This window comes from Sporosarcina sp. resist (assembly GCF_014302295.1).
GTDB classification, from domain to species: domain Bacteria; phylum Bacillota; class Bacilli; order Bacillales_A; family Planococcaceae; genus Sporosarcina; species Sporosarcina psychrophila.
Window position 1 is genome coordinate 3,889,286 of record NZ_CP060287.1, and the last position, 24,274, is coordinate 3,913,559.

Consider the following 24,274-nt stretch of genomic DNA (forward strand, 5'->3'; position numbering starts at 1 on the left):
TAGGTGCCCTCTCCTTTTTTATATCCATGGGGTCGTATATTTTTCTATACGGCCTTTTTGTTTTGCCACTTCCCATGATTCAATTAGATCCACGAAATGCTGGGTTACCATTTCCAAGATTTCTGGCTCTTTATTGAGACGGACTCCCACTAGGCATTGATTGAGGTATGCATAAAATGAGGACAGGCGTTTCCCTTCTTCCAACTGTGTATTGGTTGCTGCCATTAATTCAAAGAGTAAATGCTGAGTCTTTGATATGTATTCATATAGTTCTTCTTTATGCTCAGTTCGAATTGCTGTTTCCGCAATATCTACATAACGCAGGCATTCATTCAACAACAATAGGACGTATTCGATTGTGGAGAGCGTCGCATAATTCGTTTGCTGATAACGCTCAGCCGCCTTTTTCACATCCACTCTCTTCACTCCATCCATCTTTTCCTTATTATCGGTAATAATTGTTCATTTATAAGGAAATTTACCGATATAGAGAGGGAGTAGTTGGAATTATAAGTAGCTAGGGGTGAGAGAATGCGAATAAATAGTCAGGAACAGATTGCTTTTTCGACAAACCGATCAAATCGTAATGCCATAGAAATTGAAAAAAGTCTTCAAAAGCTTTCCTCGGGGTTAAAAATTGCAAAAGGCAGCGATAATGCTTCGGGGGTCCCAATTTCAGAAACAATGCGTGCACAAATAAGGGGGCTTTCACAGGCGCAGCGCAATATGCAAGATGGCTTGTCTGTCCTTGAGTCTGTCAACGGAGGGCTGAATAATGTCAACGACTTATTGCAGCGTGCACGTGAACTCGCAGTTATGAATGCCAATGGTACATTGACGGATAATGATCGAGTGACCAGCGAAAAAGAACTAGTCCAATTGCTGGGAGCTATCGACGATACAGCTGAGAAAATGGAGTTCAACACAAAGAAAATTCTTGGCGAGAATAAAACCCTTATCCTTCAAGTGGGTGCCAATCCCTACCAGCAAATCAACATCAATCTGGTTGATATGAGCACGAAAGCATTAGATCTTGATGACGCTACATTGGTGACCCGTGAAGATGCTGAAACACTGATTACAAAAATTGATGGAGCCATGCGAAAAGTGACAGGTCATCTGACAGCTATCGGCTCTGATATGGAAGCGATTGAGCATCACTTGCGTAACGGAATAGTATTCGAAAACAATTTAACAAAGTCACTTTCCCTTTTTGAAGATACAGATATGGCAAAGGAAATGATGAATTTCATTTCTGGCGATATCCGTCAAAAAGGCGACCACCTTTTGGTCAACCACGTCAATCAGAACGTACAGGGCCTGCTAAGCTTGTTTTCAAAATAAAATGGACACCATCACATGTTGATGGTGTCCGTTTTATTAACTATATGCTCTTCTTTTGATTACGATTATGCCCACTATCACAACTTACTACATTTAGTTTAAGAGCTATCTCCTTGATTTATGAATAACGATTAACCCCAATCATTTTAAAATAATAATAATGTTGTTCATAATTTAAATTTATTAACTTGTTCATTCAATTGTGTTGCAAGGGATGCGAGTTCTTCCGCTCCAAGTGCTATTTCTTCCATTGAGCTACTGGATTGCTGTGTCGAAGCGGCGGTTTGCTCAACCCCTGCAGCTGATTCCTCTGCTACAGCTGCCACTTCTTCAATAGATTTGTTCATTTCCACACTATAATCAGTCAAAACCCTCAGATTCCGAGAAATATTTTGTGTTTTTCCAACCATCTCTATCACTGATTCATTGATGGCACCAAATGTTTGTCCAGTTACTTTAATGTGTTTAGTTCCATTTTCTACTTCATCATAGCTTGACTGCAATGAATTTACTGCATCAACTGAACCGAGCAAAATACGATCCACAATATTCGTAATTCCCCCAACTGAATCAGATACTTGTTCAGCCAATTTTTTAACTTCTGCTGCAACCACGGCAAAACCTTTACCTTGTTCACCTGCTCTTGCTGCTTCAATTGCAGCATTTAAAGCTAATAGATTAGTTTGATCTGCAATTTCTTGGATTACTTGAATAAGCTTAGAAATCTCTTTCGTATGGCTATTTAATCCCTGAACATTTTCCACCGCAATGGTTACTTTCTGATGGATACTCTCCATTTGCGTGACTGATTGGTCCATTAAGACACGGCCTTCTCCGGTCATAATTAATACTGAATCAGATGTTCTTTCAATTTCTTCTCCAAATTTATTGGATACTTCAATTTTCACATTAAAATCTTCCATCATTTCGATAAGGGCTGTGGCGCTCATTGCTTGAGATTCAGCACCTGATGATAGTTCCTGCATCGTTGTGGCAATCTGTTCTCCACCCTGTCTTACCTCATTTGCGGATTGAGTAAATTCCTCGCTTTGAGTAGTTATCGTTTCAGAGGCATTGGATACATTTTGAATCATTTCCTTTAGCCCCATTTGCATTTGATTCATCGCATGACCTAGTTGGCCAATTTCGTCTTTTGATTTTATTGGTAATGGTTCGAGAGTAAGGTTGCCATTCGCAAGATGGTCCATTTGTCCAGACACCATATTGAGCGGTCTAGAAATGTTATTCGCAAAAAGCCAAATAATGAAGACTCCTAAAAATAAGGAAACTCCTATAACCAATAAAACTAAATTCAACGTTTCTCTAGCCGGCTGATTAAAGTCCATCATATAGGTGCTGCCGCTTACAACCCATCCCCAATATGGATCCACCTTCGAGTATGTTACTTTTGGTTCAATTTGATCTTTTGTATTCGGTAAAGGCCACTCGTAAAAAGTAAAACCTCCGCCATTATTTCCGATGTCAATTATTTTTTGAACAAATTTCACACCATTAGAGTCTACAGAATCCCATGTATCAGTACCTTCCAAACTGGGATGTGCAATATCAATCCCCTTTTGATTTAACACGAAAATATACCCGTTTTTACCCAGTTCAAGGTTTGGGTTCAGGGGTCTGGTTCCATCGGTATTTTTTTCACCTAAAATGGAGACTTTCACATTTTCTTGCGCTTCTTCTAAGGATAGGTCCCCTTTTTCAACTTCTTTATTAAGTGCCTCTATTAACAAAATGGTCATTTCTACACTATTTTTTAAATTTGTTTCACCCAAATCATCTAAACTAGTTTTACTTTTCTGATATGCTAACGTACCTGTAATGATTAAGGGAATAGATAGTAGTAAGAAAGAAATAGTAATCAGTTTCATTTTAATTGTTGATGAAAAGAAATTAAATAATTTCAATGAGGACACCTTCTCTATATAGTTTTTATTAAAAAAGTACTCTTCCGTGGCAATTTACTTAATTTGCATTTACTTTTTCAGAAAAGGAATAAACCCCTTTTCCCGATGTATATACTGAAAGTTGACAAAAGTGGAAATATCCTTTTTTTCTACTAGTTTTAGTAGCATTCCTCCGTCTTGAATTAGCTTTTTACTATTCATATCATAAATGTGCACCCTTTTTTTATCGGCAATAAACTCTATAATGTTAACATTCAAAAAAATAAATTGTTCATTCTACGTGAACTTAGTAATGAGCAACTCTGATCCTCGATTTTAAAGCTAGATTGAAATTCAATAAAATCAGGATTCTAGACCCCTTTCTATCTAGTAACATAGTAACTCTCTTAATTTCATAGGAGACTAAAATTAAGGGATTAAATATTACCTAAATGCCGTCGTTATCTTTTTTCGGGAAACTTAACGACAGCAAAATGAAAGACACAGAATTTAGCGCTTGAAATCTAGGAGTAAAATCACTAAGTTACAACTATTCACATTACAAAGTTTTATCATTTCTGTAGTATCAAAAAAGACGACTTCACATTCAAAAATCGAATGTGAAGTCGTCTTTTCCTTGGATTTTCTTAAGAACCATGAATCTTTCTACAGCCATCCTTAAGGATTGATAGGCTTTTAGAAGTTATTCAGTTGATTTGAGCGTAGCAGGGTTCATTGTCGGACAGCGCGGACTTTTTGAAACAAATGCTGCTGCTTTTGTAACAATCAGTATAATATTCGTTGCACCTTGACGATCCGCAACGTGCGCCGCCCTGACATATGGTACATAATCTTTGTTTACAATGTAACGTGGCGGTAATTCGTTGAGCGCAATTGCCATAATATCATTCATGCAATGTTCACATTGACAAGTCAGATGCAGTTGGTCTTTATATCGTATCAACACTTCGTGGACAACTTCTTCCATCACATTGTATAATGCCATTTATTCACACTCCAGTAGTTGATGGACATTCGTTGTCAACGCTTCCATATCCATCATTTCCCATTAATCATATCATGTCTTTAATGGATTTCCCCCTGCTAAATGACCCATTGAATTAGTTAGGCGCGTATATTCACTTGAAATCGTCCGGGTCTACGTACATAGTTGACTACAGAGTGGCGTTCATGCACCCTCCTGATTACTCCTCCGGCGCCAATCCTTTCATCAAGAACTGAATAGTCAAGTCGACCTCCACTTCGTCATCCCAATCGGCATTAGGTAATATAGCATATCGAGTCACAAAGTAGCCGATGATTGTCGAACCTGTTAAGCGAAGGACGGTATCGATGGGCAGTTTGATAATTTGCCCTTTATCCTGGTAATGTTCAATAATTTGCCTAAGTCGTGTAAAGACTTTGCTGCCGACATGCTCCATGAATTGCTCTTTTAACTCTGGATGAAAAGGGATTTCCTGAATGAAGATTTTGATGATTTTAAGATTACTTTTCAGGAACTTTCTACGATTATCGATCATCGCTCTTACAAAGTCTTCAAATGTTTCATGGTCATGATTCAGTACTTTATTGATATCCTTTATAATAATTGGCGCCATCAATTTGATCATCATCGGTGTGACAATGGACATCAGTAACTCTTTTTTCGTTTTATAATGTCTGAAAATCGTTCCTTCGGCTACTCCCGCTTTTTGGGCAATTTCCTTTGTAGACGTGGCGGAATAGCCTTTTTCAGCGAAAGATTCAATCGCTGCGGCTACTATTTTCTTTTTCCGCTCTGTTAAATCACCTTTTTGATTGAACATTTCCTCGATCATTTGATCCTCTTTTGTCATGCTGAACTCCCTTTTCGTCAATCATTTCCGTTAAATTTTACGGTATTTTCGTAGGGCCAGGATGTTTATTATGATAAACAGTAAAGAGAATCCTGCTAACGCTAAAATATCCATGTAAATAGCGCCCCATCCATATCCTCTGACCATTATATCGCGTAATGCATCCGCCGCGTAATACAAAGGCGTGAATGGGCCAACCCAGCTCAGCCACTTCGAGATGGTATCCAAATTAAATAATCCAGAGAAGAAGATTTGTGGGATTATGATGATTGGGATGAACTGTATCATTTGGAGTTCATTTTTGGCGAATGAAGATAGTAAAATACCGAGCGTGAGAGCTGTTAAAGCGAGTAGCAAGGTAATCAGTAAAACATAGCCGAATGCGCCTTCCATCATCATTCCGAGTACATAAATTGCGTAAGCAGCAATAATAGTCGATTGAATCATCGTGAAAATTCCGAAGCCAAATACATACCCCATTACGATTTCCCATTTTCGTAATGGACTCGCAAGTAACCGTTCGAGCGTACCCGTGGTCCGTTCTCGTAAAAACGATACACCTGCAATCAAAAAGACAAAGAAGAAAACGAAAAATCCGAGAAGAACGGGCCCGAAATAATCAAACGTCCCCATGTCGCTAGAGCCGTGTAAGTAGTCGATTTCCAACTGGGGACAAGTAGCGTTTTCCTGTCCAGTCGGCATTGCTTGTTGAAGCCATTTCATCGTGGCGCCCGCAACGGTCGGGTCACTTCCCTCAAGAACGACGGTAGACGCGTTGTTTTTTAGTGTTAAGTAGCCATCTATCGTTTGCTCGGCTAAATCGGCCTTTGCGCTTTTTTCATCGCTGTATGTTGTGACATTTGCTCCGTCTAAATCCATCTGTTCCATAACAGCATCTGGGACATCAACGAAGCCTATTTTCGGTGTATAGTCTCCTCCGTTAAACACAAGATGCAGCATCGTTAATACCAAAATCGGCGCAACAATGAGCAATCCCATTGTTCGTTTGTCACGTACAATTTGCCGTAAAATTCGTTGTGTCAATGCGAAAACTCTCATTTTTTTGCACCTCCGTAAAAAAGGAAAGCTTCCTCAATCGTTGTTGAATTCGTCATTTCTTTCAATTCATCAGGCGTTCCAACTGCAATTAGACTGCCACCGCGCATCAATCCAAGTCGATCACATTTATCGGCCTCATCCATAACGTGCGTCGTCACAATGATTGTCGTTCCATTTTGTTTTAATTTGTAAAAGGCTTCCCAAATACTTTTTCGTAGAACGGGATCAATCCCGACAGTCGGCTCATCGAGGATTAAGATTTTTGGTTCATGAAGTAATGCGATTGCTAATGAAAGCCGGCATTTCATGCCACCAGAAAAGTTGGAAACTAGTTTTTTCAGATCACCTGAAAGCTGAACAAGCTCCATCACTTCTGTTATTCTGCGTGTTTGTTTCTCACCTTTCAGGCCATATAGGGACGAGAAAAATTGCAAGTTTTCTTTTGCTGAAAGATCTTCATACAGCGCATCCGATTGCGCCATATAACCGATGCTGGTAATTAATTTTAATGAAGGCATTTTCGTTTGAAATAAATAACTTTCCCCTGAAGTTGGCGTATCCAAGCCTGTTAGTTGTTTAACTAACGTCGTTTTCCCTGCGCCAGATGGACCGAGTAGACCAAAAATTTCCCCTTCGAGAATATCCAAATTAATATCCTCTAGCACATGGTGTTTCTTATAGCTTTTGGATACGTGGCGAATCGATACACACGTCTTTGGTTGTTCCATCCTTAACACCCCTTTCGCGATAGTGAGTGAGTACTCACTTTTATTGTATGCGAGGAATTTGCGTTTGTAAAGTGTGTAAGCAGACATTGTTTTGTTGAATGATTGTATGACTTTGGGGAACAATCATATAGCTCGGTTAACGATCATATCCCCTCCTCGATCAATCATATAGCTCGATTAACGATCATATCCTTCCTCGACCAATCATATAACTCGGTAACCGATCATATCTCCTCCCCAACCAATCATATAACTCGATAAACGATCATATCCCCTCCTCGACCAATCATATCGCTCGATAAACGATCATAAGTCCCTCACATTACACCCAAATCCCTAGCTAAATCCTGACATACAAACAGCCATTCCGAGTTTCCGGAATGGCTACCTGTATAAATTGAAGTATTGAATCCGGTGTATAGATTAAGCGAAGGCGTCTTAACAAGCGTAGCCTCAGCGGTTCAATGGATTTCTTTATTTCAACTTATCTAGTTATTCTTTTGAATCTGCTTCTATACGAATTTCGTAAAATGCCTTGACCAATCCGCTTTCCTTTTCAGAGTCGATTTCTGCGAGCCTTCTCTTTCCAAACCGCCTATCGAATAAGCTAATCGCTCTGACAAACGGATGCTCATGAACAATCGCTTCTTCAAATGGCATATGAACGTAATCGAATAATAGTTCTTTCACATCCCATGCCGGGAAAACTTCGTCAGCAATCATTTCCGTTTCAGTATCCTCATACGCACGATGATAGGCTTTGTAGTCTTCAGACAGTTCCAATTCCCGCCAATGGAGATGCCAAGGAAACGGATTTAATTGTCGCTCGTCCCGCAAATCGTCACTGCGTCGATTCAACTCCATTGCGTATGGAATATCCGATGCCCAGCCAATCTCTTTACCATCAAATGTCACACGAAAGCTGCTTGTCTGGTCATGACTTTTTCGATGAATGATTGCCTGATAATGTACCCGACCTTTCAGTGACTCACACAACAAACCCTCCGCCATCTGTTTCAGCTTCGACCACCTCATGAAAGTCGGGATTCCCATTCTTGGCGGAGAATACCCATCCGAATCGAATCATAGTAAGTCCCGTTCCAATAACGCACTTTCCGCAACCGCGCTTCCATCGTCATACCCAGTTTTTCGCCGACTTTAATCATACGCTCATTACCTGACCACGTCGTATAGCCGACACGAACCAGTGGCATTTCATTGAATAAATGATCGATCCACATCGTGAAAGCTTTCGTTCCGTAGCCGCCGCTCCAATACTGTGGTTCATAAATGACAATCCCCATCTCCAGCCAAAGGGACGGCTTATGTTCCCAGTAATAACTAACCATGCCGATCAATTCGCCATCCACTTCGATGCCCCAATAATCGTCCTGTGCAACGATTTTATCGCGCCTTTCCAGAAACGCTTCGTACGTCATTGGCTGATGTTCATAATAAGGTGCATCCCATTTTTTCCATTCAGGATTTTCATCTTTGAAACTGAGTTCCCACATGCGGTGTAAATCTTGTTCTTGGATCGGACGTATTGTTACGCCCTCATTTGTATAACTCAATCATATTCCCCCAAATCAATTATAGATATTTCGCGAACCAGCCTGTTATCTCGTCCAACCTTGCAATGCGCAGGTTCGGTGTACCCGTGCGCGATAAGTTATGATTTGCATCTGGGAAGCGGACAAATTCCGTTTCTTTCCCCATGCTTTTTAAGGTGATGTATAGCTGCTCTGCTTGTTCAATCGGGCAACGGAAATCTTTTTCCGAGTGTAAAATTAACAGCGGAGTCTCAACGTGTTTCGCATATTTCAGCGGGGAATGTTCCCACAGCTTGTTAACGTCGGTCATGTCAGCGCCGATTTGCCAATCGCTGAAGTAGTAACCAATATCGGATACGCCAAAGAAACTGATCCAGTTAGAAATCGAACGTTGCGTGACAGCTGCTTTGAAACGATCAGAATGGCCAACGATCCAGTTCGTCATGAAACCGCCATAGCTCCCACCTGTTACACCAAGTCGGTTCATGTCGATCCAGCTATTTTCTTTACAAACATAGTCAAGGCCAGCCATAATATCTTCATAATCTCCGCCACCGTAATCTCCTCGTACTGCATCTACGAATTCTTGGCTATAGCCATGGCTTCCGCGTGGATTAACGTATAGGACGCCGTATCCTTGCGCCGCCAATAGTTGTAACTCATGGAAAAACGTATTCGCATACATTGCGTGCGGACCGCCGTGAATTTCGACGATTAGCGGATAGTTAGTCCCTTCAACGTAGCCCGCCGGTTTCATTAGCCAACCATGCACGTCCCAATTGGTTGCGCCTTTATAGACAATTGCTTCTGGTTCAACAAGTTCAACTTCCTCTAAATACGTTGCGTTGAATGAAGTGATGGCTTGTCGTTCGCCTGTTGCGATTGTCTGTTTATATAGCTCTCCCGGATTAATGGCATTGCTGACTGCAACGAGCGCAAACTCGCCGTCGACTGAAATATCATAGCCATATACATGCTCATTTTCAGGTGTTGCGGGATATAACTCCCCTTCGAGTGACGCAAAGTACAGACGGATATCGCCCATTGTCGACAGTTGAAAATACAAATAGTTATCCTTTGTCCAAACTGCTGACGGTGCACCCGCCCCTTGCTGATGATCCGCAACTGCTGCATCCCCAACCGGTGCGTCGATGCTTTCCGTCAAATTCATGCGCATACCGTCTTCCGTGTCATAGACGTACAAAGTGCTGTGCGTCGCATTTTCGAATGTCCGGTCTGAACCAACGTATGCGATGTAACGGTCATCAAATGAAAATTGGGCGCCACCGAAATAGCCCTCTTCATCGACAAGAACCGTTTCTTCTTTCGTTTCAACGTCGACAATTACTAGCGGTTGACGGAACTCGAAATCCAAATTATCCTTTCGGTTGACGCCGATAATTAATTTCTTGCCATCATGCGATATGGCTTGCAATCCATGTTGGAAATTCCCCTCAGTGAACTGCGTTACCTCTCCCGTTTCGATGTCAACAAGGCCGATTTGTTTGTACGTATCTTGTGGCAACAAGCCCGCCCCGTCCATTTGATATTTCATTTTCGTGGCACGGTACGGCTGCGGCTTTTTCTTTTCGTCCTTTTCTTCTTTATCTGTAAACGTCTTGCCTTCTTTCACGACTGCGTCCACCCAAATTTTCTTGCCGCACGGCGACCAAAGGAAACCCGAAACGCCTTTTTCAAATGTGGTTACTTTCTGTGCTTCCCCACCTCTTGCCTGTAGGATGAACAACTGGTTCTTCTCTTCCCGGTCCGATAAAAAGGCGATTTGTTTCCCATCGGCAGACCATTCAGGTGATGAAATTGCCCCTTTGCCATGCGTCCACTGCGTCACTTCGTTCGATTCCAGATCTACGTGAAATAAATTCGCTATATATTTATTGTCTTCCTCATCAATATGCGTTTTCACAAATACTGCTTCCTTGCCATTCGGCGCTAATTGCGGATCCGTCACAGACTGTAATTTAAATAGGTCAGCTACTTCCAGTTTACGTTTTTCCATTGCTAATTCCCCCTTATTTCTTCTCTATCTACTTATTTCGACATTCGTAACAGTTTCCCTTTTTTCATGGGCATAAAAAAATGATCTCCTCGTGTGGCGAAGGAGATCTGGTGTGGAGCTATGGGGGCTAGTCGTGAAACTGTCACGGCTAACTTCGAAACTGTGAGGGCAACACGGAACTGTCATGGCAAGTCGACTAACTGTAAGGACAAATCGTCTAACTGTCACGGCTAACTTCAAAACTGTGAGGACAACGCGGAACTGTCATGGCAATTCGACTAACTGTGAGGGCCAATCGTCTAACTGTCACAGCTAACTTCGAAACTGTAAGGACAACGCAGAACTGTCATGGCAAACCGACTAACTGTGAGGTCAAGTCGTCAAACTGTCACGGCTAACTTCAAAACTGTGAGGACAACACCAAAATGTCACGACACAATCATCTCCCCACATGAAACCCCTCATCCAAAACTATCATTTCTCCTACATACACCGATTGTGGTCGGAAGATGGTGTTGTCGCTTAACTGTTCAATGGCATGAGCTGTCCAGCCGACGATTCTTGCTGCACTAAACGTTGGTGTGAAGAGTTCCGGCGGCATTTCGATTGAACGCATGATAGCTGCGGCATAATATTCGACGTTCGTATACAATTTTCGGCCCGGCTTATACTCTTCCAGCAAAGATATGATTTCTTTTTCAGCTGCTGTCGCCAAGTCCAACCAGTCATCTTCCCCCGACATACTGATGCATTTATCTCTCAAAAGAACTGACCGAGGATCTTCCGTTTTATAAATTCGGTGGCCGAACCCCATGATGCGTTCCCCGCGTTTCATTTTAGCCTCAATGACTGGACGGATATTTCCAAGCGTTTCCATCTCCTCCAACAAATCGATGACACCCGATGGCGCGCCTCCATGTAACGGACCTTTCATCGTTCCGATTGCCGACGTGATTGCAGATGTCAAATCGGATTCAGTCGAAATGGTGACTCGTGCTGCAAAAGTCGACGCGTTCAATCCGTGTTCCATCGTTAATTTCAAATACGTTTCGAGCGCCTCGACTTGTACGTCATTTGGGATAACGCCTGTTAGCATCCACAAATAATTCGCTGTGTGCGATAAAGTCGGATCCGCTTCAACGATTGATTGTCCTTGTTGATTTCGATAATGGCGCGCAATAATCACTGGAAGTGCCGCTGTCAAAACAAGCGCCTGATCCTCGATTATTTCATCCTTAAACGCAGGGTGTCCATAAGCGGAAACCGCCGTCCGTATCGCATCCATCAGTGGCATATCAGCAGGAAGTGCATCAATAATCTTCACAACATGTAGAGGAAGTTCTCTTACCGCAATCAGTTTTTCATTCAATATACAAAGTTCACTTTCTCCCGGCAATACGCCAGTCCACATAAAATAAGCCACTTTTTCAAATGAATGCGTCACTATGAGGTCGCCTATAGAAACACCCCTATATCGCAATTCCCCTTTTTCTCCATCGACCGACGCGATTTTCGTGTGTACCGCAATAACATCTTTCAACCCTTTTTGAAACATGATTATTCCTCCTTCTTTTCTTTAGTATAAGGCGAAGGTATAATTATGGAAATTGAATGTTTTTTATCAAATCAATTAGTATTATTAATCAAAAGGAGGGTCACTTAATGGATTTTCAATGGCTCAAAACATTTATTGTCGCCGCTGAGACCTTAAATTTTCGGAAAGCTTCCGAGAAATTGATGCTATCCCAACCGAGCGTAACCGTGCATATTCGCCTTTTAGAGGAACAACTTGGTACTAAACTTTTTGATAGACAGAACAACCGCGTCACTTTGTCCGATGCCGGGAAGTTTTTTTATATTGAAGCTGTTCGACTTACTAAAGACGCGGACGCGAGTGTGAGTCGGATGCATGCGTTTTCGCAAGGCTATCGCCGCAATTGGACCATCGCAATTTCACCGTTAATGGCCGAAACGATCTTACCTTATTTATTACGGACATTCATGGAGCATCATCCCGAAGTCGAACTATCTATTCGCATCGAAGAATCGGAAATGATTGAGCAACTTGTCGACAATGGTGATGTGCATCTTGGTATTTCAGCACTCGATGCTACGTTCAAAAACATTGAATCAATCCTGATTTACAAAGATCCTATTTTATTCATCATACCAACGGATCCATACGATGAGGAAAGCGGCCCACCTATTGACGTTTCTGAAGAACTACAGAAAAACTACTTATTTACGCATCATCACCCCGTCTATTGGGATGACTTACTTTTCACTCTCAATAAACGCATTCCTGGCATACGGACGATGAAAGTCACACAGGCGCACATTGCAAAACGGTTCATCCAGGAAGGATTAGGCATCTCATTCCTTCCTCATTCAATCGTCCGGCGTGAACTGATTGAAGGTAGACTTATGCAGCCACATTTTGACCTATTCGAATTACCGACCGTTTCGACATATATACTGGCGAAAAAGAAAGGAGAGCTTGAAGAGGAATTTATCAATCAGATTTCTAATTATTATTTTAGATAATGAATAATTAACCCCTCTCCGCGTTGGAAAGGGGTTAATTATATAGCCGGTCATTTGGCGTTATATCCTCGGTGAAGATTTAATAGAGTTTTTTTAATCTTCCTAAAAATTTTCACGTGTACAAGCAAAAAATGATGAGGAACAATTCACCCCATTTCCTCCACGCAGTATGCCAATTCATAACCAACTTTATTGTATCGTATATCTAACGAATCGTTATCACCGCCATCGGGCCTGTTATCACCGCCATGGCTTCGATTATCACCGGCATCAACCCCGTTATCACCGCTACTCGTAATTCGCACACAAAAACAGCGGCAGCTTTTCATATGAAAAGACACCGCTGTTTTTATGTTGCTATCAAATTTACTCCACTGATTCTAATTCCTCTCTGATTCCCAGCACACCATACTAATTACCTCTTCATCGCCGCAACGGACTTTCTTCACCATCACAGTTGAATCGACGAATTTTGATGCCTCTTCCCCCAAAACGTTTCACGACTTGTTCAGCATTGCCATCTAAGAGCTTCCCATTATTTAATGGGTTTTTCGTATTGCCGCCTAATCCAATGTGTCCAATTGGCTCCTTATATAGTTTCCTCTAGCCTCAATATAGGCCAATATGAAATCCGGTTCTTGATCAAATTCGGCCATATTGTCTTTTTCATAAGGATCCTTTAGAACATATGGCCTTATTAAATTATGCATTGCTTGTATTTTAGGTTTCATATACTCCACATTAAACTTACTGTTTAAAATCTCTTCTAATAGGCTCTTGTATTGCATCCGAAAAGTTTTCACATCAAGAATCCTTGCGGTTAATGTATTAAATCCTTCAATTCTCAAATAGTCTTCTCGCATACTTTCACCATTGACATCTCTTCCCCATGTCGCATCGTAATCCCATGGGATAACTTCAAACAAACCCGTCTCCCCATTACGATAAAGTGCATAGTTATGAACGAATCCATCGAAGTTTTGGGTGAAAATAACCCCGGCGAGCCAGCGTAGATACTTATCTACGTTTACATACTTTACGATTTCATGCTCAAATTCTTCTCTTGGAACGGTGTTGATGTTAACGATCATTTCTTGTAACTGATTATCACCTTGCTCTGTGACACACTTTTTTTCATAGCCTAACGTGAGTGATTTCTTTACTTCTTTATCAAGATTACTCATTAATGAAAAGTTTGCATCCCCATCGACCGCATAATAGATCGGTCCTTCTGGTAGCTGCCGATTCGCCAGAAAAAATTCATCCACTGATTCTATTTCTAAATATATCCCCTCGTTTTTCCCGTTGAGTTTCACAAAAACGAAACGAGATTTAGGTGATAAGCAGCCAATCTCATTAAAAAAATCAAAAGACAATTTATTTCTCAACAATGATGGATCTTTAAATTCCGCATTCAAATGAAATTCTTTTGCCTTTCTATATATGCTCGGTTTGTAAAATGAGAGCTGATAAGATTTCTTTCGTAACTCCCGAATATGGGAACCACGATATACAATATCAATCTTATATTTCTTTTTATTAATCGTCAACTTTGCGGAAACTGGATCATCCATCCAAACATCTTTCCGAAGCTCGCTTACATAACTAGGGTGAATAAAAAGCTGATACTCAGGTACTTCCATGCCAATATCCACGTGAATTCTATCCCTTCACTTTTATACTATACGTATGTATTCAAATGCTCGATGTTACTCTAACCATATATGTTGAATTAAAAAAATCCCATTGAATCTGCTGTGGTTCTCGATAATGAAAGAGTTGTAATTCGGGATGTGGATTGTAGAACACTTGGCGCTTTGGGGATGCCACTCACCGCAAGCCTGGATTAGCGCTTCGCATCCAGTCTTACGGCTTCGGCTACCCCTTTGCCGCGCCTGCGCTAGGGTGTTCATTATCGAGAGAACTGTGATTTTGAGATGTATATGGCGAGATAATAATGTGATTACTTTTTGATGCTAATTATAGTCAAGAAAGACACACTCCAGGTTGCAGATCTCATCCCCGATAACGAAATGCGCTTTCTCAAATAGACCATCTAGCGAAGGCGCGACTTCGTGGTAGCCGGAGCGATAAGACTGAAAGCGGTCTTCTTTCTGGCTTATCGCGGGAGGCGTCCACAAAGCGTCGAAGCGATATTCGTAGGAGTTCTAATTTATTCCTCATGCATCGGGACATTCGTTGATCACATTCGATCGATTTATAGCACTCCAGGTTGCAGATTTCATCCCCGATAACGAAATGCACTTTCTCAAATAGACCATCCAGCGAAGGCGTGACTTCGTGTTAGCCGAAGCGATAAGACTAAGGAGGGATGCAGTTCAATCCCTCCCAAGGGGTCTTCTTTCCGGCTTATCGCGGGAGGCATCCACAAAGCGCCGAAGCGATATTCGTAGGATTTCTATTTCATTCCAAGTATTGGGACTTTTTCAGTGGCTTCCCAAAAGCCCTTGTAAAGCGCATAAGCCGTATTCATTTGTTCAACATAATAGTAATTATTTTTCAAGTGCAAGCATTTGTCTCTAACCCTCTTGGTACAACCGCGTACTTTAAGGAGAGAGGAAGGATTGCGTGGTACTTTCTCCCAATAAGCGAAAAAGGAGGGCGGACATGTCGCTATTTTTTGATAATGAAATACAAAAAGTAAAGAAAAGAACTGATCGCTTAGGGTTAGATAACTTAATGTCTCAGGATCCTCGTGATAAACAGAACAATGCTAACAGATATAGAAACACTTCTCAAAATCAAACAATTTCTAACAAGGATCAACATGATTCCGGCAAGCGACCAAATAGAAGGAGAAATAACAAGTACTAAATATAGTGCAGGGCATGGTTCCAGTGAAACTATGAATTTTTCCACTTATCTGGTTTGACTTATGAAGCTCATCTAAGTTTAAAAGGTTTTCTTTCTTATCTTTTAAGAATTGACTCACTTCCCGCCCACTTCTAATTATTTCTCGAAGTGTGTGCGTTTGTCTCGGACACTTAGTGTACGTAAACGTACATTAAGTGGAGAGTAAGGATTTGAGGCAATCCGTAAATGGAATATGAGCAAGTCTTCATTCTTTATCTACAAAAAAAAAAAGGAGGTTTAACGTGTCTCAATTTTTAAGTAACGATGACATTCAAAAAGCGATTAATAAGGTGGTAAGCTTGGGGTTAGACAACTTTATGTTCCAAGAGCCGTCAAGTAACAAACATTGCACAAGCAGTAAACGTTGTTCAAGCAGCAGACATTGCACAAGCAGTAAACGCCGTACAAGCAGCAGACATTGCACAAGTAGTAAACGCCGCACAAGCAGCAGACATTGCACAAGCAGTAAGCGCCGCACAAGCAGCAGACATTGCACAAGCAGTAAGCGCCGCACAAGCAGCAGACATTGCACAAGCAGTAAGCGCCGTTCTTGTTGGAAAAAACATAATACTTGCGACAAGAAACGTACAGTCTTTGGTCCAATACTTCCAAGCAACAAGCGACGCTCTTGCGACAAGAAACGTTCTAGCTCGAAGAAACACAATACTTGCGACAAGAAACGTACTTGCGTAAAACGACGCACTTGCTGTAAAAAACAGCAGACTTGCGAAAAACGACGCACTTGCTGTAAAAAACGGCAAACTTGCGAAAAGCAACGTCCTTGCTGCAAAAAACAGCAGACTTGCGAAAAGCGACGTCCTTGTTGTAAAAAACAGCAGACTTGCCAAAAGCGGCGTCCTTGCTGTGGCGGCTACTAATTAATCACCTTAGCACTTGCATTCATAGCAATTCTTGCAACTAAATGAAGTGTAACGAAAACCCCTTTCTATTGAGAGGGATTTTCGTTATCGTCTACATTCCAACGTTATTTATTTTTACACTATAAACGTTTGTCCCTGTCATTTGTGGGACAGCCACATAATTTAAGGTGAGGGAAAGATTAGTTACTGTATATGTGAATATCTATATAAACTGAGCGAAGTTACCTTACAAGGGGGAGGGGTAGCCGTAGCGAATTCAATGTAGTTCTTTATTTTTCGTATATATAACAGCGATATGATTCTTATATAAAGAATAGTTATCCACTTTCTTTCTCTTAATAAAGATGAAAGGAGGTAAGGGTATGTCTTCTTTTCCAATGAATAATAACCAAAATGTCGGTAAACATGGTAACGATTGCAGATGTGGGTGTCGTTCGCACAAACCACAGCACAGTCATTCGCAATGCTGTTCAGAAAACAGACCGCAAAATACGTGTACAATCACATTCAGACATACCGGAGTAAGTCGTGTTTGGAGACCTGATACTGGTTGTGACCAGTGTAGGAATTCTAATCATCAACATTGCCACCGCAAGCACCGTTCTTGCGGGTGTAACTTCGGATTTTAAAAGGATTATGGGCTACCCCGTAAGTCGCAATTGAGCGGCTTGCTGGGACTAGCCCTTTTTTATTTCACACCTTACTCACCACTAAAAGACCTCCCCGTCAACAACCCGGAGAGGTCTATCTTGTTAGATTTTCACTTGGTCTTTCAATGACCGTCTCAATATTTTACCAGTCGTGTTTTTCGGCAGTTCATCTAAAAACTCGATTTGTTTTGGTACCTTATATTTCGCCAAACGAGCCGCACAGTATGCGATCAACGCTTCTTTGTCCTCTTTGACACCCTCTTTTAAGACAACAAATGCATGGACCTCTTCACCGAAATCGGGATCAGGTAAGCCAATGACTGCCGCTTCAATGATGTCACGGTGAGCGAATAATACTTCTTCAACTTCACGTGGATAAACGTTATAGCCTCCGACGATAACAAGATCCTTTTTACGGTCAACGATGTAGAAATAGCCATTTTCGTCGCGTTTCGCCATATCCCCCGTGTACAACCAGCCATTACGGATAGCGGACTCCGTTTCTTCAGGCATTTTGTAATAGCCTTTCATGACGTTCGGTCCGCGTACGATTAATTCGCCGACTTCCCCATCTGGTACTTCATTGCCCAATTCATCAACGACTTTATTTTCGACATTGATGATATTCGTTCCGATTGAACCTGGAATACGCTCGCGGTCAGTCGGATTAAAGCATGTAACAGGTGATGCTTCAGACAAGCCGTATCCTTCAGAAACCCTTACATTGAATTTCTCTTCAAAATTATGCAGCAATGCGACCGGTAATGATGATCCCCCAGAAATTGTAGTTCGAACAGATTTTAAATCGCTCGGATCAGCGTCTGGGAACTGGTATAAGAAATTGTACATTGTTGGCACAGCCGCGAAAATAGTAGCCTGCTGTTCTTTCACGACTTTAAATACTTCTGCTGGACTAAAGCGCGGTAGCAATAAAATCGTTGCACCTTTTACTAGTGGTGCATTGACAACGACTGTAAGCGCGAAGACATGGAATACCGGCAGCGTCGCTACAACACGGTCATCTTCCGTGAAATCCAAGTAATCCGCCACATCACGCGCGTTTGAATACAGGTTACCATGTGTCAGCATCGCGCCTTTTGGCTGTCCCGTCGTGCCTGATGTATACAGAATGATAGCGGTTTCATTTTCATCAACAACAACGGGTTCCTGATTAGGTCTTCCTGTAGTAATGAGTTGTGTGAATGAACGGACTTTCGACTTCACTGCAGCCGGAAGTGCGGCGATTTTCTCTGGTGTTTCCGGAACCGTTTCGCAAATTACATAATGCTCAACAGTTGGGAATGCGCCCGCAGCCTGTTCAACAAGTGGCAAAAGAAGGTCAAGCGCGATAACTGCTTTCGCATCACTGTTATGTATGATATACGAAATTTCGTCTGGCGTGTAAATTGGATTGACCGGAATTGCTGTTGCACCAATTCGCATTGTCGCGTAAAGCGATATAAGGAAATGAGGTGTATTACCTAGCAGAAATGCGACGTGATCCCCTTTGCCAACGCCAAGGTCTTGCAGTGCAGATGCGAACATGGATACCGATTGATCGAATTCTGCATATGATGTATCTTTCCCCATAAAGTGATAAGCCGCTTTTTCAGGCTGTGTCATTGCAGTTTCGTGTACTCGCGTAACTAGATTCATAAGTTCATCCCCTTTTGATTAAATGAATGATCATTCATTCCCACTATAATCATTATATAAGAAAAGTTCTGATAAATCAAGACACGAAAAGCGGAGGCGGCCGTTTAGATGCGACAGGCACAAGACGGACCAGCTATGCGGCGTTTTTTGCCGAATAGCTGGGCTGACTTATGACCCGAGCATTTGGCGCCTGGAGCTAGACACGAAAAGCGGAGGCGGCCGTTTAGGGGAACGCAGCCTAAGTTCGCCACTTCCTGTGGCAATGGCTGCATGACCTGCATCGTGCAGGCCCGCGACAGGCATAAGACAGTTTGCGAGGAGGCGTACCTCAGCCCCCACAGCAAAATGACTTGTGACCCGAGCATCTGGCCGCTGGAGCTAGACATGAAAAGCGGAAGGCGCCGCTCAGATGCGACAGGCATAAGGCGGACCGGCTATGCGGCGTTTTTTGCCGAATAGCTGGGCTGACTCTTAGGGAGCGCAACCTAAGTTCGCCGCGTCCTGCGGCAATAGTTGCGTAACTCACATCCTGTGAGTCTCCGAACCCTTTGGCGCCTGGAGCCAGACAATCGAAAAGCGGATACGCCAATAAAGAGGGATGTAGTTCACCCCTCTCCGTTGTATGATTTGCATCATGCAGACTTGTCAAGCCGTTGCTTTAATATGCGCAAGATAGCGCCAGCGGATTAAATAGAAATAAAAGATTTGCATTAGCGTAAATCCGACAAGAACGAGAACAAGTTCTTTTACAATTGAAATTTCCGCCAGTGCATCCCAAATCACTTGTAAAGACAGAAATGCAAATGAACTATGAACAAATGCAACTCCCCATGGGAAGAAAAACTGCGGGATTAATTGCCGATTGACAATTTTCTTGAACTCGCGATCCGTGATTCCCATACGTCGTAAAACATCGAACTGTTTACGATCACTTTCGAGCGATGTATACAGTCTGAAGTAGATGAAACTTCCTGCCGCCAGGAAAAATACGGCCGCCAGTAGTAATCCGATGAACAATAACAGTGAAAATGTCGTGCGGATGACCGAATAATTCAAGCCCGGATTTTCAAATGAATATAGTAAATCATTGGATCCCCCCGCAAGAAATGATTCCGAAACCTTGGCATCGATGGACAAGCCAATTTCCTGTGTTTTTTGCCAATCGGGAACATGGAATGCGTAGTAGGAAAATGACTTTCCCCCCTGTGTTAATTCCTTTTCGAGTACCAATTCATAATCCGCATCATTCAATACGATCGCATTCATTGCAATCGAGTACGAAGAAAATAAATGATATGGATACGCCCCATCTATTTTAACGTGGACATCACTTTCTTTGAGTAGCGTTGTCACAGTTCGATCCTTCAGCTGGTCATACGATGAAGCGGAAGGTGGTAGGAAAACGGCTTCGCCCTTTTCCATGTCAATAACTTGATAACCAAACGACTGAGCAAGTATATTCACATTGGATAGCTTCAGTATCGCAACGGGGTTCTTGGTGAACGTCGACGTCTGTTCCAACACCTGGAACCGAACAAGTGAATAATCGATCTGCTCTGCCTTCAGTTCGTCGACGAGCTGTGTAATATGCTTTCTTTCAAGTTCATTGTTAGATTCACTTTTGTAAACAAGACCTAACGGATGCATTTCATGGTACTGGGAAGCAAAAGAAGTAAGCGATGCAAGTATGCCAACTGACATGAACGCTACAGTCGATACGATTGTCACGATGAAAAACATGCGCGCATTTTCACGCAGCCGCACGACACCTTCAGATATTGACAGCAACCAAAAATGATGCCAATACAATCTTTTTCGATTGCGAAGCTTATGAAGGAGCAAAGGTAAGGAATCCGTGAAAAAGTAAAAAGTCCCTATTGTTGCAAGCGGTGGCAAGAAAAAGATCAGGCCGGTTACGACGGAATTCGTTGTCGATGCAGCCAGGATATAGGACAATGCAAGAATCAGTAATCCCAGATAGCCACGTGCTTTTGAATAGCCGTACGCCCCTCGACTTCCTGCATCTCCTTGTATGAGATCGGCCACCTCACCGGTCCGAATGAACACCGGAGCCACATACGAAATGATTATAAACAGACTCATGAAAGCACCAATTGTCAGTGCAAATGGTTCCCAGGATAAATAGAGGGGCAAAGCTGGCAACAGAACGATTTCCCGTATAATCATAAAAAAGAATTTTGAAAACACAAATCCAAGAATAGTCCCTGCAACAATAGATGCCGTTCCTATAATCATCGTCTCAATGAATATAAGGCGGTTCAATTGTCGCTTCGCCATCCCTAAATGCAGCAAAATGCCGAATTCCTTCGACCTTGCCTGAAGAAATGCCCGCATCGAATAAAACAGGAAAAACACAGTGAAAATATACAAAATAATTTCTGCGATTCCCATACCCATTATGGCAATTTCTTGAACAAATCGATTTTCTATGGATGGATGAAACAACAACATGGAATAAAGGAAAAAAACCATAACGGAGAAAACGCTTGCCATGAAAAATGCAGTGTAAACACGTCTATTTCGAATAACATTACGGTAAGCGAATTGACGAAAGGTCATGGACATTCCCCCCGAGAAGAGACAAGACGTTCAAAATACGTTGGAAAAATGTTTGTCGTCTTTCATCTTTATAGATTTCATTGAAAAATTCGCCGTCCTTGATGAATAGCACACGGTCACAATAACTGGCGGCAATCGGATCATGCGTCACCATAACGACAGTTGTTTTTTCACTTTTATTAATATGGCTTAGCAATTCGAGCACATCTTTCGCGGACTTCGAATCGAGATTACCAGTTGGTTCATCAGCAAGAATGATTTTGGGTTTATGAATAAGTGCCCGCCCAATCGCCGTTCGTTGCGCTTGTCCCCCCGATAATTCGTCGGGCCTACGTTTCAGAATATCTGTCAAATCAAGACGTGCTGCAGTTTCTGCAATGCGCCTTTCCATTTCAGGAACTGATAAGCCATCAAGGGTCAGCGGTAAAACGAGATTCTCTTCTACTGTCAGCATTTGAAGCAGATTAATATCTTGAAAAACGAAGCCGAGATTGCGTCGTCTAAATAATGCTAGGTCGTTTTGCTTGAGCGCTTCTGGCTCGATTCCATTTATCATCAGGCGTCCATACGTCGGTAATGTAATCGTCGAAATCAAGTTCAGCAACGTTGTTTTTCCGCTTCCAGAAGGGCCCATGACTGCGACGAACTCGCCTTCCTCCACTTCAAAATCAAGACGGTTCAACGCTCGGTGCATCACTTTTCCTTCATAAATTTTCGTCACTTCCGTCAGTTCCACGATTGTGTTCCGATTCACCCGTCTCACCTGCCTCTCCATTTTCAAATAGTACTGTCACCGTTGTCCCGATTCCTTTTTCAGATTCAATTGACAGTGGATGACCTAACCGATTGCATACTTCTGATGCAATATAAAGTCCCATTCCTGTTGATTCGCCAGTTAGTCGACCATTTTCACCAGTGAAGAAAGCCTTGGTAACTCGCTTCAAATCCGAAGATGGGATACCAATCCCTTCATCTCGAATCTGCAATTGCAGTCCATTCCCTGTACAAGACGCTATTAAATGGACTTTCTTTCCCTCGTCGAACGTATATTTCACCGCATTCGTAATGAACTGCCCGATGACGATTTTCATCCACTTCACATCCGTGGCAACAACGAAGTTGTCATCGATTGAAATAACTGGGAATACGCCATTGGTGATGAACAGCCGCTTATGTTCCGTCACGATTTCTTGTACTAGTTTTTTCAAATCAATGCGCTCGATCTGCATATCTTGTTCAAACGTTTCGAGCCGTGCATTGACAAGTACCGAATCGAGCCCACGCCGTATTTTCTCAACCTCTTCAGTGATACTGTCACGGTCGAGGTCATCTTTTTCCTGCAGTAAAAGTCCCATAACGGAAATCGGTGTTTTCATCTGATGGACCCACTGGTTCATAAAGTGGAGTTGCCGATGTTGGGCTGCATACAAGCGTTGCACTTCGTTTTGATACAGTCGGTACAATTCACGTGTAAATTCAGTCGTTTGCCGATGCTCTGGCGCTTGTGCAAATCGGATCAGTGCATCTTCCATCTTTTCTGGCTTACGCGTGATTGCGTCGTAAAATGAACGCCTCATAATAAACTTCCCTAATAAATAGCCGCTGGTCAACAACATACTCATACTGATTGAATAGATAGCCGTGTTGAAATTGCGGAAACCATCCAACCAATACAGCAACATAATGAACAATATAAGAATTAGTTGAAAAGCGAGGAAAGATAGATGTTCTCTTAGAAAAAGGCTTAGTTTTTTCATGATTCTTCCGGCGCTAATAAGAAGCGATATCCCGCGCCACGCACGGTTTCGATTGAAGATTTAATATCATAATCAGCCAGTTTCTTACGCACTCTAGTCATATTGACATTTAATGTATTTTCATCAACAAATGACTGATCATCCCAGAGTTCTTCAAGCAGTTTTTCCCGCGACACAACTTTCGGCGCCGCGTCCATCAGCAACTCAAGGATGACGCATTCTTTTTTCTGAAGGGGTACGCTATTTTCACGAATATGCAGTTCCATCCGTTCGATATATAAATGAAGTGCACCAATTTTCACGGTCCGTTCTGATTGGTTAGGAGCGTATTCGCCAAATGTTCTACGTAAATGGCTTCTTATCTTAGCAAGGACGATTTCATAATGGAATGGTTTCGTGATGAAATCATCTCCACCATTTTCTAGCGCAAATACTTGGTCCATGTCGCCAGAACGTGCAGAAATAAATAAGATAGGACACGTCGTATGTTGACGAAGCTGACGGCACCAATAATAGCCGTCATAAGAAGGCAGATTGATATCAAGCAAAATGAGATGTGGATCAAACGCGAGGCTTTCCTTAGTAACTTGGTCAAAATCTTCGACGATTGCAACGTCGTATTGGTATTTCCGGAGCGTGTCTGCTAACAGTTGTGCGATTTTCTTATCATCTTCAACTATGAATATACGATGGTTTTCCATAGGTCAGTCCCCTTTCACACTTCCCTTTATTATAGCGTAAAAACAGGCCCGGCGGTTGGAAGGTTTTTGGAAATGTTGTTGTTTTTTGTGGGGGTTATGATTGGTTGGGTGGGTTATATGATTGGTTGGGTAGGCTATATGATCGGTTCGCCGGCTTATTTGATTGGTTAGAC

At 42.2% G+C, this 24,274-nt stretch carries 20 protein-coding genes and 1 pseudogene; 4 read left to right on the top strand and 17 right to left on the bottom strand.

Annotated features, from left to right (window positions below; genetic code table 11):
• Positions 1–18 precede the first annotated feature (18 nt).
• Positions 19–417 (bottom strand): flagellar export chaperone FliS, encoded by a 399-nt coding sequence (fliS, locus tag H7992_RS18965; RefSeq protein ID WP_187045589.1) that lies wholly within the window; start codon positions 415–417, stop codon positions 19–21.
• 114 nt (positions 418–531) lie between these two features.
• On the opposite strand from fliS, the gene H7992_RS18970 reads away from it, so the two are divergent.
• Positions 532–1,344: a flagellin N-terminal helical domain-containing protein gene (locus tag H7992_RS18970; protein WP_187045590.1), complete on the top strand. Its 813-nt coding sequence runs from the start codon at positions 532–534 to the stop codon at positions 1,342–1,344.
• A 167-nt stretch (positions 1,345–1,511) separates the two neighbouring features.
• Here H7992_RS18970 and H7992_RS18975 read toward each other — a convergent pair whose 3' ends face one another.
• The 9 genes from H7992_RS18975 to H7992_RS19015 form a co-directional block, all read right to left on the bottom strand.
• The gene (locus H7992_RS18975; protein WP_255428483.1) at positions 1,512–3,275 is read right to left on the bottom strand and encodes a methyl-accepting chemotaxis protein; all 1,764 of its coding nucleotides are present in this window, start codon (positions 3,273–3,275) and stop codon (positions 1,512–1,514) included.
• A 673-nt stretch (positions 3,276–3,948) separates the two neighbouring features.
• Positions 3,949–4,251 carry a late competence development ComFB family protein gene (locus tag H7992_RS18980; RefSeq protein WP_187045591.1) on the bottom strand — a complete coding sequence of 101 codons (303 nt, stop codon included), beginning with the start codon at positions 4,249–4,251 and terminating at the stop codon, positions 3,949–3,951.
• Positions 4,252–4,450: 199 nt separating this feature from the next.
• A complete protein-coding gene (locus H7992_RS18985) occupies positions 4,451–5,101 on the bottom strand; it encodes a TetR/AcrR family transcriptional regulator (protein ID WP_187045592.1) in 651 nt (216 codons plus the stop codon).
• A 30-nt stretch (positions 5,102–5,131) separates the two neighbouring features.
• Positions 5,132–6,160, bottom strand: a complete 1,029-nt coding sequence (locus H7992_RS18990; protein WP_187045593.1) for an ABC transporter permease — start codon at positions 6,158–6,160, stop codon at positions 5,132–5,134.
• The gene (locus tag H7992_RS18995) at positions 6,157–6,888 is read right to left on the bottom strand and encodes an ABC transporter ATP-binding protein (protein WP_187045594.1); all 732 of its coding nucleotides are present in this window, start codon (positions 6,886–6,888) and stop codon (positions 6,157–6,159) included. Before H7992_RS18995 ends, H7992_RS18990 begins: the two co-directional genes overlap by 4 nt.
• A 492-nt stretch (positions 6,889–7,380) precedes the next feature.
• Positions 7,381–7,923, bottom strand: coding sequence for an SF0329 family protein (locus H7992_RS19000; RefSeq protein ID WP_187045595.1), 543 nt, complete (start codon positions 7,921–7,923; stop codon positions 7,381–7,383).
• Complete coding sequence (locus tag H7992_RS19005) at positions 7,920–8,402, bottom strand: GNAT family N-acetyltransferase (protein WP_255428710.1); 483 nt, start codon at positions 8,400–8,402, stop codon at positions 7,920–7,922. Before H7992_RS19005 ends, H7992_RS19000 begins: the two co-directional genes overlap by 4 nt.
• A gap of 79 nt (positions 8,403–8,481) precedes the next feature.
• Positions 8,482–10,458, bottom strand: coding sequence for a S9 family peptidase (locus tag H7992_RS19010; protein WP_187045597.1), 1,977 nt, complete (start codon positions 10,456–10,458; stop codon positions 8,482–8,484).
• A 439-nt stretch (positions 10,459–10,897) separates the two neighbouring features.
• Positions 10,898–12,013, bottom strand: a complete 1,116-nt coding sequence (locus tag H7992_RS19015; protein WP_187045598.1) for a citrate synthase/methylcitrate synthase — start codon at positions 12,011–12,013, stop codon at positions 10,898–10,900.
• Between the two features lie 107 nt (positions 12,014–12,120).
• Here H7992_RS19015 and H7992_RS19020 point away from each other — a divergent pair, with 107 nt between their 5' ends.
• Positions 12,121–13,002 (top strand): LysR family transcriptional regulator, encoded by an 882-nt coding sequence (locus H7992_RS19020; RefSeq protein ID WP_187045599.1) that lies wholly within the window; start codon positions 12,121–12,123, stop codon positions 13,000–13,002.
• A 563-nt stretch (positions 13,003–13,565) separates the two neighbouring features.
• Here the strand turns inward: H7992_RS19020 and H7992_RS19025 are convergent.
• Positions 13,566–14,645, bottom strand: coding sequence for a CotH kinase family protein (locus tag H7992_RS19025; protein ID WP_187047965.1), 1,080 nt, complete (start codon positions 14,643–14,645; stop codon positions 13,566–13,568).
• A gap of 985 nt (positions 14,646–15,630) precedes the next feature.
• On the opposite strand from H7992_RS19025, the gene H7992_RS19030 reads away from it, so the two are divergent.
• Together H7992_RS19030 and H7992_RS25140 are read left to right on the top strand one after the other, a co-directional pair.
• Entirely contained in the window at positions 15,631–15,837 is a 207-nt protein-coding gene (locus H7992_RS19030) for a hypothetical protein (protein WP_067212067.1), read from the top strand.
• Positions 15,838–16,118: 281 nt separating this feature from the next.
• A pseudogene (locus H7992_RS25140) lies at positions 16,119–16,199 on the top strand (hypothetical protein); the annotation flags it as partial.
• A 45-nt stretch (positions 16,200–16,244) separates the two neighbouring features.
• On the opposite strand, the gene H7992_RS19035 reads toward H7992_RS25140, so the two are convergent.
• The 6 genes from H7992_RS19035 to H7992_RS19060 form a co-directional block, all read right to left on the bottom strand.
• Positions 16,245–16,724 carry a hypothetical protein gene (locus H7992_RS19035; protein WP_187045600.1) on the bottom strand — a complete coding sequence of 160 codons (480 nt, stop codon included), beginning with the start codon at positions 16,722–16,724 and terminating at the stop codon, positions 16,245–16,247.
• A 785-nt stretch (positions 16,725–17,509) separates the two neighbouring features.
• The gene (locus tag H7992_RS19040) at positions 17,510–19,063 is read right to left on the bottom strand and encodes a fatty acid--CoA ligase family protein (protein WP_187045601.1); all 1,554 of its coding nucleotides are present in this window, start codon (positions 19,061–19,063) and stop codon (positions 17,510–17,512) included.
• A gap of 645 nt (positions 19,064–19,708) precedes the next feature.
• A complete protein-coding gene (locus H7992_RS19045) occupies positions 19,709–21,643 on the bottom strand; it encodes an FtsX-like permease family protein (protein WP_187045602.1) in 1,935 nt (644 codons plus the stop codon).
• On the bottom strand, positions 21,615–22,337 hold the full coding sequence (locus tag H7992_RS19050; RefSeq protein WP_255428711.1) for an ABC transporter ATP-binding protein: 723 nt from the start codon (positions 22,335–22,337) through the stop codon (positions 21,615–21,617). The genes H7992_RS19045 and H7992_RS19050 overlap by 29 nt, the downstream gene beginning before the upstream one ends.
• A gap of 10 nt (positions 22,338–22,347) precedes the next feature.
• Positions 22,348–23,400 (bottom strand): sensor histidine kinase, encoded by a 1,053-nt coding sequence (locus H7992_RS19055; RefSeq protein WP_187045603.1) that lies wholly within the window; start codon positions 23,398–23,400, stop codon positions 22,348–22,350.
• On the bottom strand, positions 23,397–24,101 hold the full coding sequence (locus H7992_RS19060; RefSeq protein WP_187045604.1) for a response regulator transcription factor: 705 nt from the start codon (positions 24,099–24,101) through the stop codon (positions 23,397–23,399). The genes H7992_RS19055 and H7992_RS19060 overlap by 4 nt, the downstream gene beginning before the upstream one ends.
• Between the last annotated feature and the right edge of the window lie 173 nt (positions 24,102–24,274).

Bases quoted from the DNA above. Each gene is read 5' to 3' on its own strand.
- H7992_RS19015 (WP_187045598.1), bottom strand. From the start codon at position 12,013: ATGTTTCAAAAAGGGTTGAAAGATGTTATTGCGGTACACACGAAAATC.
- H7992_RS19045 (WP_187045602.1), bottom strand. From the start codon at position 21,643: ATGACCTTTCGTCAATTCGCTTACCGTAATGTTATTCGAAATAGACGT.
- H7992_RS19025 (WP_187047965.1), bottom strand. From the start codon at position 14,645: ATGGAAGTACCTGAGTATCAGCTTTTTATTCACCCTAGTTATGTAAGC.
- H7992_RS19010 (WP_187045597.1), bottom strand. From the start codon at position 10,458: ATGGAAAAACGTAAACTGGAAGTAGCTGACCTATTTAAATTACAGTCT.
- H7992_RS19055 (WP_187045603.1), bottom strand. From the start codon at position 23,400: ATGAAAAAACTAAGCCTTTTTCTAAGAGAACATCTATCTTTCCTCGCT.
- H7992_RS19030 (WP_067212067.1), top strand. From the start codon at position 15,631: ATGTCGCTATTTTTTGATAATGAAATACAAAAAGTAAAGAAAAGAACT.
- H7992_RS19060 (WP_187045604.1), bottom strand. From the start codon at position 24,101: ATGGAAAACCATCGTATATTCATAGTTGAAGATGATAAGAAAATCGCA.
- H7992_RS19040 (WP_187045601.1), bottom strand. From the start codon at position 19,063: ATGAATCTAGTTACGCGAGTACACGAAACTGCAATGACACAGCCTGAA.
- H7992_RS19050 (WP_255428711.1), bottom strand. From the start codon at position 22,337: ATGCACCGAGCGTTGAACCGTCTTGATTTTGAAGTGGAGGAAGGCGAG.
- H7992_RS19020 (WP_187045599.1), top strand. From the start codon at position 12,121: ATGGATTTTCAATGGCTCAAAACATTTATTGTCGCCGCTGAGACCTTA.
- H7992_RS18985 (WP_187045592.1), bottom strand. From the start codon at position 5,101: ATGACAAAAGAGGATCAAATGATCGAGGAAATGTTCAATCAAAAAGGT.
- H7992_RS18970 (WP_187045590.1), top strand. From the start codon at position 532: ATGCGAATAAATAGTCAGGAACAGATTGCTTTTTCGACAAACCGATCA.
- H7992_RS18995 (WP_187045594.1), bottom strand. From the start codon at position 6,888: ATGGAACAACCAAAGACGTGTGTATCGATTCGCCACGTATCCAAAAGC.
- H7992_RS19000 (WP_187045595.1), bottom strand. From the start codon at position 7,923: ATGAGGTGGTCGAAGCTGAAACAGATGGCGGAGGGTTTGTTGTGTGAG.
- H7992_RS19005 (WP_255428710.1), bottom strand. From the start codon at position 8,402: ATGTGGGAACTCAGTTTCAAAGATGAAAATCCTGAATGGAAAAAATGG.
- H7992_RS18980 (WP_187045591.1), bottom strand. From the start codon at position 4,251: ATGGCATTATACAATGTGATGGAAGAAGTTGTCCACGAAGTGTTGATA.
- H7992_RS18990 (WP_187045593.1), bottom strand. From the start codon at position 6,160: ATGAGAGTTTTCGCATTGACACAACGAATTTTACGGCAAATTGTACGT.